10 protein-coding genes are annotated in these 12,084 nt (G+C 71.4%); 6 read left to right on the top strand and 4 right to left on the bottom strand.

What is annotated here, in order from left to right:
* Nucleotides 1-223 precede the first annotated feature (223 nt).
* Nucleotides 224-3,067, top strand: a complete 2,844-nt coding sequence (locus ACZ69M_RS22525) for a SpoIIE family protein phosphatase (protein WP_470052175.1) — start codon at nucleotides 224-226, stop codon at nucleotides 3,065-3,067.
* A gap of 37 nt (nucleotides 3,068-3,104) precedes the next feature.
* On the opposite strand, the gene ACZ69M_RS22520 is transcribed toward ACZ69M_RS22525, so the two are convergent.
* Nucleotides 3,105-4,649, bottom strand: a complete 1,545-nt coding sequence (locus ACZ69M_RS22520; RefSeq protein ID WP_470052173.1) for a hypothetical protein — start codon at nucleotides 4,647-4,649, stop codon at nucleotides 3,105-3,107.
* A gap of 106 nt (nucleotides 4,650-4,755) precedes the next feature.
* On the opposite strand from ACZ69M_RS22520, the gene ACZ69M_RS22515 reads away from it, so the two are divergent.
* From ACZ69M_RS22515 to ACZ69M_RS22500, 4 genes are read left to right on the top strand one after another with little or no spacing between them, the layout of a single operon-like run.
* Complete coding sequence (locus ACZ69M_RS22515) at nucleotides 4,756-5,883, top strand: glycoside hydrolase family 18 protein (protein ID WP_470052171.1); 1,128 nt, start codon at nucleotides 4,756-4,758, stop codon at nucleotides 5,881-5,883.
* Nucleotides 5,880-6,878: a phosphotransferase family protein gene (locus ACZ69M_RS22510; protein ID WP_470052169.1), complete on the top strand. Its 999-nt coding sequence runs from the start codon at nucleotides 5,880-5,882 to the stop codon at nucleotides 6,876-6,878. The genes ACZ69M_RS22515 and ACZ69M_RS22510 overlap by 4 nt, the downstream gene beginning before the upstream one ends.
* A gap of 48 nt (nucleotides 6,879-6,926) precedes the next feature.
* Nucleotides 6,927-7,238 carry a hypothetical protein gene (locus tag ACZ69M_RS22505; RefSeq protein WP_470052167.1) on the top strand — a complete coding sequence of 104 codons (312 nt, stop codon included), beginning with the start codon at nucleotides 6,927-6,929 and terminating at the stop codon, nucleotides 7,236-7,238.
* On the top strand, nucleotides 7,235-7,564 hold the full coding sequence (locus tag ACZ69M_RS22500) for a hypothetical protein (RefSeq protein ID WP_470052165.1): 330 nt from the start codon (nucleotides 7,235-7,237) through the stop codon (nucleotides 7,562-7,564). The genes ACZ69M_RS22505 and ACZ69M_RS22500 overlap by 4 nt, the downstream gene beginning before the upstream one ends.
* A 13-nt stretch (nucleotides 7,565-7,577) precedes the next feature.
* On the opposite strand, the gene ACZ69M_RS22495 is transcribed toward ACZ69M_RS22500, so the two are convergent.
* A complete protein-coding gene (locus ACZ69M_RS22495; protein WP_470052163.1) occupies nucleotides 7,578-8,369 on the bottom strand; it encodes a succinate dehydrogenase/fumarate reductase iron-sulfur subunit in 792 nt (263 codons plus the stop codon).
* Between the two features lie 67 nt (nucleotides 8,370-8,436).
* Here ACZ69M_RS22495 and ACZ69M_RS22490 point away from each other — a divergent pair, with 67 nt between their 5' ends.
* On the top strand, nucleotides 8,437-9,321 hold the full coding sequence (locus ACZ69M_RS22490) for an RNA-guided endonuclease InsQ/TnpB family protein (protein WP_470052161.1): 885 nt from the start codon (nucleotides 8,437-8,439) through the stop codon (nucleotides 9,319-9,321).
* Here the strand turns inward: ACZ69M_RS22490 and ACZ69M_RS22485 are convergent.
* Both ACZ69M_RS22485 and ACZ69M_RS22480 read right to left on the bottom strand, forming a co-directional pair.
* A complete protein-coding gene (locus tag ACZ69M_RS22485) occupies nucleotides 9,287-11,230 on the bottom strand; it encodes a fumarate reductase/succinate dehydrogenase flavoprotein subunit (protein WP_470052159.1) in 1,944 nt (647 codons plus the stop codon). The two genes, ACZ69M_RS22490 and ACZ69M_RS22485, sit on opposite strands and share 35 nt — an antisense overlap.
* Before the next feature lie 17 nt (nucleotides 11,231-11,247).
* A complete protein-coding gene (locus ACZ69M_RS22480) occupies nucleotides 11,248-12,069 on the bottom strand; it encodes a hypothetical protein (RefSeq protein ID WP_470052157.1) in 822 nt (273 codons plus the stop codon).
* Nucleotides 12,070-12,084: the final 15 nt, after the last annotated feature.

Here is a 12,084-nt window from a genome sequence, read left to right as displayed (position 1 = left end):
GGGCGACCGATCGGTTCAGGCCACGAGAGTTGTCCGGAGTCTTTGATTCGATGGGGCGCCACCTGGTTAGAAGACTGGGAGTATGTCGCGGCCGGTCCAAAAACCATCGGGACCGTGCTGTGATCGTGAACACCGTGTTGTGCGGCGCCGTAGTGCTGGATACTGCGGGCAGCCGCCCCCGGTGACCGGTGCCGGACGCGGTGAGCTGGAGGGGACGGTTCGCGTGAGCGAGATACCAGCGAAGGCCACGGAGTCCGAGGACCCGTCGGACGGCGCGAGGGCGGGGGCCGCGGGTGATTCCGCCGTGGCCGGAGCGACGGGCGGGGCGATGGGCGACGCCATGACCCCACCGCGAGTCGACGCGAGAACCGAGCCGACGAACACATCATGGGGCGGCGCGCCCTCCGGACCGAGCGACGCCGCGAGGCCCCGGACGGCGGGCGCCTCGACGGGCGAACCGACGGACGCGGGCACGGACATCGGCACGGACCTGCACCGGGCCACGGCCAAGTCGCCTGGTGGACCGGGGGGCGGAGCGCCCGTCGAACCGTCCGGCGAGCCCATGGGCGACGCGATGTGGCAGAGCAGCCCGCCCGGTTCGATCTACGACTACATCAAGGTCGCCTCGTTCTCCATCGGTGCCGACGGCCTCGTCGACCAGTGGAGCCTGCGGGCCCAGCAGCTCTTCGGGATATCCCCCGAGCGCGCCCTCGGCATGGACCCCATCGAGGCGTTCTTCGAACCCGACCAGCGCGAGCGCGGCCAGCGCAAGATGGCGGAGATCCTGGACGGCCGCGAGTGGACCGGTGTGGTCCCCTTCCGCGTGCCGGCCGCCGAGGACGGCGAGCCGGGCGCCGAGGGCCTCGCCGAGGTCTATGTGATGCCCACCACGACGGAGGACGGCGAGCGGGCCGCCGTGTGCATCGTCGTGGACGTCCGGACCCTCCGCAGCATCGAGACGGACCTCGCCGCCTCGCAGGCGATTTTCGGTCAATCTCCGTTCGGTTTCCTGCTCATCGACACGGATCTGCGGGTCCGGCGCGCCAACAAGCGGTTCGCCTCGGTGTTCGGCGGAAACGTGGAGAGTCACCGCGGCGGTACGGTCCACGACTATCTGCCGCGCGCCGAGGCCGATCGGGTCGCCGCGACCCTGCGCCGCGTCCTCGAAACCGGCGACTCCATCACGGACATGCACGTCACCGGTTTCATACCCGGCTCCGACGAGCGCCGGCACTGGTCGATCAACCTCTACCGTGTGCACAGCGGCACCGGCCGCCCCATCGGTATCGCCTGGCTCGGAACCGACATCACCAGCCGACGCGCCGCGGCCCGGGAAGCGGCCGCCGCCCGGCGCAATCTCGCTCTTCTGAACGAGGCGGGCGCCCGCATCGGCAACTCCCTCGACCTGGAGACCACCGCGCGCGAACTTCTCGACGTCGTCGTGCCCGGTTTCTGCGACCTCGCCACCGTCGACCTGTACCAGGGCCTGCTGGCGGGCGACGAGACCCCGCGGGCGCTCGCCGACGGCAGCGCGGAGCTGCGCCGGGTCGCCTTCGCCAGCGCCGTGTCCGACGCGCCGTTCATCGGCGGACCGGCCCCCGTGACCGTGGGCGCCGTCCACCACTACCCGTTCAACTCGCCCTGCGCGGACGCCCTGCGCACCGCCCGCCCGCAGCACGTCCCCGCCGAGGACGGCGGGCTCATCCAGTCCACGCTGGCGGTCCCGATGGTCGCCCACGACACGGTGGTCGGCCTCGCCCAGTTCTCCCGTACGAAGGGCAGCGAGCCCTTCGGCGACCGCGACCGGGCGCTCGCGGTGGAACTGGCGGCGCGCGCCGCGGTCTGCATCGACAACGCCCGGCTGTACCGCCGTGAGCACGAACGCGCGCTGATCCTGCAGCGCTCGCTCCTCCCGCCGGGCGACCCGGAGGCCTCCGGTCTGGACATCGCGTGCCGGTACCTGCCCGGCAACGCGGCCACCGAGGTCGGCGGCGACTGGTTCGACGTCATCGAACTCCCCGGACACCGCACGGCGTTGGTCGTCGGCGACGTCATGGGGCGCGGTCTGCGGGCGGCGGTCGCCATGGGTGAACTGCGCACCGCGGTCCGCACCCTGGCCCTCCTCGACCTCGAACCCGCCGAAGTCCTCTCGGCGTTGGACGAGATCGCCCGCGGCCTCGGCACCCCCGGCGGAGTCCAGCAGGCCACCCGCGCGGCCCGCCAGCCCCGCGACGCCGACCTCTCCGAGGTGTACCTGGCGACCTGCGTGTACGCGGTGTACGACTCCGTGACCCGCCGCTGCACCTTCGCCAACGCGGGCCATCTTCCGCCGGTGCTGGTCGAACCCGGCGAGAGCGCGCTGATGCTCGACGTGCCGCCGGGCATGCCCCTCGGGGTGGGCGGCGAGCCCTTCGAGGAGGTGGAGGTCGAACTACCCGAAGGCGCACTGTTGGCGCTCTACACGGATGGACTGGTCGAATCGCGCGATCACCCCCTCGACGAGGGTCTGCAGGCGTTCGTCGGCGCGCTCACCGACCCCTCCCGCCCCCTGGAGGACGTGTGCGACCACGTCCTCAACACCCTCGACACCCACCACGGCGAGGACGACATCGCGCTGCTGATGGCTCGCGTCCAGGGGCTGCCCGCCGATTCCGTCGGCGACTGGACGCTGCCGCGCGAGCCCCGCAGCGTGGGCCGGGCCCGCGAGTACGCGCGCACCCAGCTCACCGCCTGGGACCTGGAGCCGCTCGTCGACACCGCCGAGCTCCTGGTCAGCGAACTCGTCACCAACGCGCTGCGCTACGGCGAGGGTGAGATCAGGCTGCGCCTGCTGCTGGACCGGACCCTCGTGTGCGAGGTCTGGGACGCGGGCCTCGTCCAGCCGCGCCGGCGCCGCGCCCGCGACACGGACGAGGGGGGCCGGGGGCTGCAGCTCGTCGGTCTGCTCTCCGCCTCATGGGGCTCGCGGCGGACGCCGCGCGGCAAGACGGTCTGGTTCGAACTCCCGCTCCCGGACGGCGGCACGCCCCTCACGGACCCGGCGGAGGCGTTGCTGAGCCTGTTCTGACGGCACAGTTCCCCGCACCCCTGAAAGCCCCACGCTCCTAAAGGCCCCTGCGCCCGCGTGTCCTCGGTCCGCCGAAGCTCGCCGCGGGGGCGTCGGGCGTGTCGTCGAGCAGGATCCCGCCGAGCACCGCACCGCCGACGCCCGCACCCTCGGGCCCGGCGTACGGATTCCCGTACGTCCGCACGTCCCGCTCCGCGAGCTGCTGGGCCTCCAGAGCCAGCCCGTCGGCGCGCCGGACGTCGAGGAGGGTGCGGGGCGTGAGCGCGAGGTGCCGCTTTGCCTCCGACAGCCGGGTCCGGGCCTCGACCCCGACCGCCCCCCGGTGGGTCGTGACGAACTCGGAGGCGAGGGCGACGGCACTGCGGGCCGGAAGGAGCACGTGGTCGAAGAAGGCCCGCTCGAGGAAGGTCCGGTCGACGGGCACGCGGTCCTCGGCCAGGAGCGGTGCCCCGGCGGCGACGAGGCGACGCAGGGCGCCGAGGGGGTCGTAGGGACGGACGCCGCCCGTGATCTCCCGCCGCACGTCGGCGACGGCCGACGCGGCGTGCGTGATCCGACCGGGCAGCGCACCGACGGCCGGGAGGCCGCGCGCGGCCACGAGCTCGGCGTCCGTGTCACGCAGCGCGCCGGGCAACAGGGCCGTCGCGGAGGTGAGTTCGCAGGCCAGCCGGTCGATACCGGCCACGAAGAGGTCCGCCTGGTCGACGGCGGCCTCGGCGGCCCGCAGATGCGCCGTCGCCCGCGGGCCCTCCCCCCGGTCCAGGGACTGCCGGGCCCGGTCCAGGCGGGTGGTGGCGAAGACGAGCCGGTCCTTGGCCTGTTCGACGTTGCCTGCTACGGACAGGGACGCGGAGGGCGCGTACCGCTCGCGCAGTTCGGTGAGCGTCGCCTCCGCTGCCGGGGTGCGCGCGGTGAGCTCCCGGAAACGGGCCTCCGCCGACTCCAGTGCGGCAGGCAGCGTCCGTTCCAGGGCGCGCACCAGGTCGAACCCGGGCGCCTCCGCGTCCAGCCGCCGCCCCGCCTCCATACAGCGGGCGATGATCTCCTGCAGCAGTTGCCGTCTCACGAGGCTGTCGTCCGTCAGGGTGTCGTCCAGCCGCTGCCACAGCCGGAAGGAAGCCGTCAGCTCGGAGCGCGCGAACGCCAGTGCCTCCGTGCAGGTCGCGACGGCCTCGTCCCCGAACTGGGCCGCGGCCCAGCCGAGTTCCTCCGTTCCGGTGCGCACGCAGTCGTCGATCCCGACGAGCAACCGCTCTGCCTGCCGGTCGAGTTCGGCGAACGGCACGGGGTGCGGGGTGCCGCCGCCGGGCGTCGTACGGGTCCGGGCCCGTCGGGTCCGCCGCGCGTACGAGTACGCTGCCAGTGCCCCCGCGGCGACCACCGCGACGAGGGGCAGCACGAGATCGCCGGTGCTCGTCCCACCTCGCCCGGGCGCGGCCCGCACCTCGTCGGCTCCCGCCCGTGCGACGGGCAGCAGCAGCCACCCCACCGCCAGCAGCCCCCCGAGCACGGCATGCGCCACCCGTACGGCTATGTGGGACGTGGCTCGGCGCGACCGGCTTCGGCTCAGGGGCGACGTCACATTTGGGAGCGTATGACCGCTTGCGCCGGGGCGCGACCGGGGGTGCGCCGAGGCGGGGCCGCTTAAGGTACCGGGGATACGGGGGCGTACGGAGGGGGCACGGGGGATGGACGAGCAGCGCACGGGGACCAAGGCGGACTCAGGGGCGGGGCCGGAGGACGACGAGGGCCGTACCTCCCCGAGCCGGGTCCCCGCCTGGCTTCGCACGGTGGGCCGGGGCTGGCGGCACCCCCGCCTCCGCTGGCCCAAACGGGTCGCGCTCGCGCTCGTGGTGACGGTGGTCCTCTCCCTGCTCACCGCGGGCATCGCCCTGCGGGTCAACTACGCCGGAGACCCGGCCTCCGGTACCCGGACCAGGGACCGTGACGCCCTCTGGATGGGCCACGCCTGGGTGGACGGCCGGAAGAAGGACGCGGACGTCAAGGCGCTCGCGAAGCGGCTGCGGACCACCGGGATCCGGGATCTGTATGTGCACGCGGGACCGCTGGAGCATGACGGGACCCTGCCCGAGTCGGCGTACCCGAAGGCGCGTTGGCTGGTCGAGGCCGTGCACCGCGAACTGCCCGGTGTCCGTGTCCAGGCCTGGCTCGGCGACGTGCTCGCCACCGAGGGGGAGGTCGGGATGCGCCTGGAACGGGCGGCGACCCGGGCCGCCGTCGTCCGCTCCGCCGGGCAGATCCTCGACGCCGGCTTCGAGGGCGCCCACTTCGACCTGGAACCCCTGCACTCCGGCGACTCGAACTACCTCTCCCTGCTCGACGATCTGCGTCGCGTCACCCGCGCCCACGACGCCCAGCTCTCCGTCGCCGCCCACCAGATCGACCCGCTCCCGAACCTCCACTCCGTCTTCGGCGCCTTCACCGCGCACCCCAAGTGGTGGTCCCAGTCGTTCTTCGGACAGGTCGCCCGCCGGGTCGACCAGATCGCCGTGATGTCGTACGACACGGCGCTTCCGCTGGAGAGCCTGTACGGGGGTTACGTCGCCGAGCAGACCTCCCTCGCCCTCGAAGTCACCCCGAAGTCGACCGATCTGCTGATGGGCCTGCCGTTCTACTACGAGGACAACATGGACCACCACGGCTCCGCGGAGACGGTCGCGGCGGCCGTCCGCGGCGCCCGCCTCGGCCTCTCCCGCACCGACCGCACCCGGGAACACTTCGGCGTCGCCCTGTACGTGGACTTCGCCGCCCGGGAGAAGGACTGGTCGGCGTACGAGGAGGGCTGGGTCCGATGACCGCCACGCGCAGGCCGCTCACGAGGGACGAGCTCGCGCCCCTCGCCCGTGCCGCTCTTGGCCCGGCCCGGACGCTTGCCGCGGTCGCCCGGCTGCGCGGCGGCAGCAAGAAGGGTGTCTACCGGCTCTTCCACGACGACGGCTCCACCGCGGTCGCCTACGTCTGGGACCCGGCCGAGGACTACTGGGACGCGGCCCCGGCCGACCCCCGCGACTCCTTCTCGCACGCCTCCGGGCTCGACCTCTTCAGCGCCGCGCACGACAGGCTCACCGCCCTCGGCATCCGCACCCCCCGCCTGCTGTTCGCCGACCGCAGCCACACGCGGCTGCCCTCGGACGTGGCCGTGGTGGAGGACGTGCGCGGCGGCAGCCTGGAGGACCTGCTGCACCGCGACCCCCAGGCTGCCGAAGGGCCCCTGCGGGAACTGGCCGGGGCCCTGCGGACCCTGCACGCCCACCCCGCACCCCGCCACGGCAAGGTCGCCGTCGTCGACAACGGCGGCAGCGCGCACGGCGGTTCGTGCGAGCAGGTCGTCCTCGAACGGGCCCTGGCCGACCTGGCGGAGGCCGCCGCACGCGACCTTCGGACCGCCGCCGTACGCGAGGCCCTGCACGACCGTCTGCACGCCCTCGCCGAGCCGGTCCGACCGCGCGGCCGCGTCGGCCTGGTCCACGGCGAACTCGGCCCGGACCACGTCCTCGTGGACGAGCACGGCCACCCCGCCCTCATCGACATCGAGGGCCTGCTCTACTTCGACGCCGAGTGGGAGCACGTCTTCCTGCGCCAGCGCTTCCAGCACGCCTACGAGGCCCTGCGCGCCGACGGCCTCGACGAGGACCGGCTGCGCCTCTACCGCCTGGCCATGCACCTCTCGCTGGTCGCGGGCCCCCTCCGGCTCCTCGACGGCGACTTCCCGGATCCGGAGTTCATGCGGGCGATCGCGGAACACAACGTCGGGCAGACCCTCACACTGCTGGAGAACCCCGTGCCATGATCTGAGGGCGCGCGCCGGTCCGGCGCGCTCTGGGGGAGAGGAAAGTCCGTGCACCCGTACCTGGTGGGCTTCGCCGCGCTGGCGATGACCGGCGCGGCGCTGATGGGCATCGCCGGGATCGTCACGGGCTGGGTGCCGTCCTGGCTGCGCCCCCGTGTCTTCCGGCCGAAGCTGTGGGGGTACGGCTCGCTGGTGGGGGCCGTCGGAATGTCCCTGTACATGTTCCTCGGCCCGTTCCGAGGACCCGACCTCAGCATGGCGCCCTTCGCGATGACCGGTATGGCCCTGTTCATCACGGGGCTCGTGCTGCAGCTGGCCTCGCGGCGTCCCGGTCGCCCCGGTATCCCCGCACGCCGATGACGGGGCCCTGGCTCTTCGCGGCGGGCCTCGGCGAGGGCGTGGTCCTCGGACTCGCGGCGGCCGTCGGGATCGTCGCCGTGCGCGGCGGCCGGGTGCCCGGGTGGGAGCGCCGTCCCGTCGTCCGGCGCCGCCTGTGGGGCCAGGGCGCGCTGGTACTGACGGCGGCCCTCGCCCTTGAGTCGCTGAGCCTGGCCTTCACGGGGCCCGGCTTCCTCCGGTTCGCCGCCGCCGTCGTGAGCGGCGCCGGCCTGATCACCGGCGCCACGCTGATGCACCGCGCGACCCGCGACCGCCGCCGCGGCCCGACCGCTCCTTCGGCTCCCTAGGGTCCTGAGAGTCCTACGAAGACGAATCCCGCCTCCTGATCTTCGAACCCAGCCACACCAGCGGGTCGTACTTGCGGTCGACCGCGCGTTCCTTCAAGGGGATCAGGGCGTTGTCCGTGATCTTGATGCCCTCGGGGCAGACCTCCGTGCAGCACTTGGTGATGTTGCAGTAGCCGAGGCCGTGCTCGTCCTGGGCGGTGCGCTTGCGGTCCAGGCCGGTGTCGGAGGCCGCGTCCAGCGGATGCATGTCCAGTTCGGCGACGCGCATCAGGAAACGCGGGCCCGCGAACGCCGGTTTGTTCTCCTCGTGGTCGCGCACGACATGGCAGGTGTCCTGGCACAGGAAGCACTCGATGCACTTGCGGAACTCCTGCGAGCGGTCCACGTCCTCCTGCTGCATGCGGTACTCGCCGGGGCCGAGACCGGCCGGCGGGACGAAGGCGGGGACCTGCCGCGCCTTCGCGTAGTTGAAGCCGACGTCCGTCACCAGATCCCTTACGACCGGGAAGGCGCGCAGCGGTGTGACGGTGATCGTCTCCTCCCGCGTGAACACCGACATGCGCGTCATGCACATCAGCCGGGGGCGCCCGTTGACCTCCGCCGAGCACGAACCGCACTTGCCCGCCTTGCAGTTCCAGCGGACGGCCAGGTCCGGGGCCTGGGTCGCCTGGAGCCGGTGGATGATGTCAAGCACCACCTCACCGTCGTTGACCTCGACCGCGAAGTCCTCCAGGCCGCCGCCCTTGATGTCCCCGCGCCAGATCCGGAAGTGCGCCTCGTATGTGGTGGACGCGACTGTGCTCATCGGTTTGCACCCCGCGGCAGCTTCGTGGAATCCATGAAAAGCATCTCCCTCCGGTTGCGTTCGTTACGTGTACAACTGGGCTCTGCGGCTGCGCTCCGAGGCGTACACCCTGCGCGGGGTGAAGAGCGGCTGTCCGGCAAGCCGGATCCTCGGCTACACCCGCTCCGCGTTTCGCCGGCGCGCGGGAGAGCTGTTCCTGGCGAAGATGTCCGGCCCGCTGGACATCGTCTTCTCGCGCCCGCTGCCCAAAGACGCGGAGCCGACCACGGTGACCGTGTCCCGAGACGGGGCGGGGCGCCGGTTCGTGTGCCTGCTCGTGGAGGACACGGTCAAGCCACTGAGGGGAACGGGCACTGCGATAGGCGTCGACGCGGGGTCGAACAACAGGGCCAAGGCCTGCGCCAAGGTAGCGAAGATTCACGTCCGGATCGCCGACCGGCGCCGGGATTTCCTGCACAAGCTGACCACCCGACTCGTCCAGGAGAACCAACTGGTCGTGATCGAGGACCTGACCGTCCGAAACATGCTCAAGAACGGCAGCCTTGCGCGTGCCATCAGCGACGCGTCGTGGACACGGCTGCGTTCTCTGCTCGAGTACAAGTGCGCTTGGTACGGGCGTGAACTTGTCGTCATCGACCGCTGGCACCCCTCCTCGAAGGCATGCTCTGCGTGCGGTCGGATCTGCGAGAGCCTTCCTTCGCGCGTCCGTGAATGGATGCGCAAGGGCTGCGGTACCCGACATGATCGGGACCACAACGCCGCGAAGAACATCTTGGCCGCCGGGCTGGCGGCTGCAGTCTGTGGAGCCGGTGTAAGACCTCAGCGGAAGTTCAATCCAAATGAGGCAGTCGGCGGTGAAGCAGGAAATGCAGCGGCGCGAGCCGCGGCACCTCCCGTCTTTCGAGGCGGAAGGAAGGTCAATCGTAGAGCTCCTCTTCGGCGAGGTACTTGACCAGCTCCTCCTTCTCGAAGAGGGCGAGCAGGTCGGGGCGAATGGGTTCGGTGGTCTCTCGGCTGAGGTCGATCTGGCCGTGCACCGGGTCGGTGGCCGCCAACCCGCCCGTGGGGTCGGTGAGCTGGCACAGGAGGTTCGCACGACGCCAGGTCCGCTCCATCGTCGGATGGTCCTCGCGGGTGTGGCCGCCGCGTGACTCCGTGCGCTCCAGGGCGGCGCGGGCCACGCACTCGCTGACCAGGAGCATGTTGCGCAGGTCGAGGGCGAGGTGCCAGCCGGGGTTGAACTGCCGGTGGCCCTCGACTCCGGCCCGCCGTGCCCGTACCCGCAGCTCCGCGAGTTTCTCCAGGGCCTGTTCCATCTCGGCCTCGCGGCGGATGATGCCCACCAGGTCGTTCATGGTCTGCTGGAGTTCCTGGTGGAGGGTGTACGGGTTCTCGGGCGGGCGTCCGCTCTCCGTACCGGGCTCCGGACCCTCGGCCGAGAAGGGCCGCAGGGCCTCGGCCGCCGCCGCGTCGATCTGGATGTCGTCCACGGGCGGGCGGTCCCCGGCCAGGTCGGCGGCGTACCCGGCGGCGTGCAGCCCCGCCCGCCGCCCGAAGACCAGCAGGTCGGACAGGGAGTTGCCGCCGAGCCGGTTGGAACCGTGCATGCCGCCCGCGACCTCACCGGCGGCGAACAGCCCCGGTACGCCGCGCGCGGCCGCCGAGTCCGATTCGACCGCGATGCCGCCCATCACGTAGTGACAGGTGGGCCCGACCTCCATCGCCTCCGCCGTGATGTCGACGTCCGCGAGCTCCTTGAACTGGTGGTACATGGAGGGAAGCCGGCGCCGGATCACCTCGGCGGGCATCCGGGTCGACACATCGAGGAAGACCCCGCCGTGCGGTGACCCGCGACCCGCCTTCACCTCGGAGTTGATGGCGCGGGCGACCTCGTCGCGGGGCAGCAGCTCCGGGGGACGCCGGTTGTGGTCCGGGTCCTCGTACCAGCGGTCGCCCTCCTCCTCGGACTGCGCGTACTTCTCCTTGAAGACGTCCGGGATGTAGTCGAACATGAACCGCTTGCCGTCGGAGTTCCTGAGCACCCCGCCGTCCCCGCGCACCGACTCGGTGACCAGGATCCCCTTCACCGACGGCGGCCAGACCATGCCCGTCGGATGGAACTGCACGAACTCCATGTTGAGCAGCGGTGCTCCGGCGAGCAGCGCGAGGGCGTGCCCGTCGCCCGTGTACTCCCACGAGTTCGACGTCACCTTGAACGACTTGCCGATACCGCCGGTGGCGATGACGACGGAGGGAGCTTCGAGCACGAAGAAGCGGCCGGACTCGCGCTCGTAGCAGAACGCGCCGGAGACGCGGTTGCCGTCCTTCAGCACACGCGTGACGGTGCACTCCTGGTACACCTTCAGCCGGCTCTCGTACTCGCCCGTCTCCTTCATGTCCTCCTGCTGGAGCGACACGATCTTCTGCTGGAGGGTCCGGATGAGCTCGAGGCCGGTCCGGTCGCCGACGTGCGCGAGGCGCGGATACTCGTGGCCGCCGAAGTTGCGCTGCGAGATCCGCCCGTCCTTCGTACGGTCGAACAGGGCGCCCCAGGTCTCCAGCTCCCACACCCGGTCCGGGGCTTCCTTGGCATGCAGCTCGGCCATGCGCCACTGGTTCAGGAACTTCCCGCCCCGCATGGTGTCGCGGAAGTGGACCTGCCAGTTGTCGCCGGAGTTGACGTTGCCCATCGCGGCCGCGATGCCGCCCTCGGCCATCACCGTGTGGGCCTTGCCGAACAGCGACTTGCAGATCACGGCCGTACGGGCGCCGCGTTCGCGCGCCTCGATCGCGGCGCGCAGTCCGGCGCCACCGGCGCCGACCACGACAACGTCCCACTCCTGCCTGTCAACCACGGACATCAGAGGGCCCCACTCAGCTAGAAGAAGCGCGGATCGTCGAAGGCGCCGGACGCGACGAGATACACGTAGAAGTCGGCGAGCGCCACGCTGATCAGCGACGCCCAGGCGAGCAGCATGTGGCGGGCGTTCAGCTTCCCGACCCACTGCCACATCCGGTAGCGCACGGGATGTTTGGAGAAGTGCTTGAGCTTGCCGCCGACGATGTGCCGGCAGGAGTGGCAGGACAGGGTGTACGCCCAGATCAGCGTGATGTTGAGCAGGAAGACCAGGGTGCCCAGGCCCATGTGGCCCCAGCGATAGTGCTCGTCCCGGAAGGAGAGCACGGTGTCGTAGGTCAGGATCCCGGCGACGACGATCGCGGCGTAGAAGAAGTACCGGTGGACGTTCTGCAGGATGAGCGGGAAGCGGGTCTCACCGGTGTACTTCTTGTGCGGCTCGGCGACCGCGCAGGCCGGCGGCGACGCCCAGAAGCTGCGGTAGTACGCCTTGCGGTAGTAGTAGCAGGTCAGCCGGAAACCGAGCGGGAAGATCAGGATGATGATGGCGGGGGAGATGCCCCACCAGCTCCCGAACAGGTCCGCGTTGGGGCCCGCGTGCATCGTCCGGCACCGCTCGGCCAGACAGGGCGAGTAGAACGGCGAGACGTACGGCGCCGAGTAGTAGTTCGTGTCCGCGAACGCGCGCCAGGTCGAGTACACGACGAAGGCCAGCAGCCCGGCGGCGGTGACGGCGGGCGCCAGCCACCAGCGGTCGGTGCGCAGATGCGGAGCGGTGATCGCGGCGCGCGTACCGGTGTGCACGCCGCCGCGGGTCGGATGGGGTTCAGTGCCAGTGCTCAACTTTTCGCCTCCGGG

It is taken from the genome of Streptomyces sp. NPDC107454, assembly GCF_055582885.1.
This window is presented reverse-complemented; position numbering and strand designations above follow the sequence as displayed.

Bases quoted from the DNA above. Each gene is read 5' to 3' on its own strand.
- ACZ69M_RS22495 (WP_470052163.1), bottom strand. From the start codon at position 8,369: ATGAGCACAGTCGCGTCCACCACATACGAGGCGCACTTCCGGATCTGG.
- ACZ69M_RS22510 (WP_470052169.1), top strand. From the start codon at position 5,880: ATGACCGCCACGCGCAGGCCGCTCACGAGGGACGAGCTCGCGCCCCTC.
- ACZ69M_RS22515 (WP_470052171.1), top strand. From the start codon at position 4,756: ATGGACGAGCAGCGCACGGGGACCAAGGCGGACTCAGGGGCGGGGCCG.
- ACZ69M_RS22485 (WP_470052159.1), bottom strand. From the start codon at position 11,230: ATGTCCGTGGTTGACAGGCAGGAGTGGGACGTTGTCGTGGTCGGCGCC.
- ACZ69M_RS22500 (WP_470052165.1), top strand. From the start codon at position 7,235: ATGACGGGGCCCTGGCTCTTCGCGGCGGGCCTCGGCGAGGGCGTGGTC.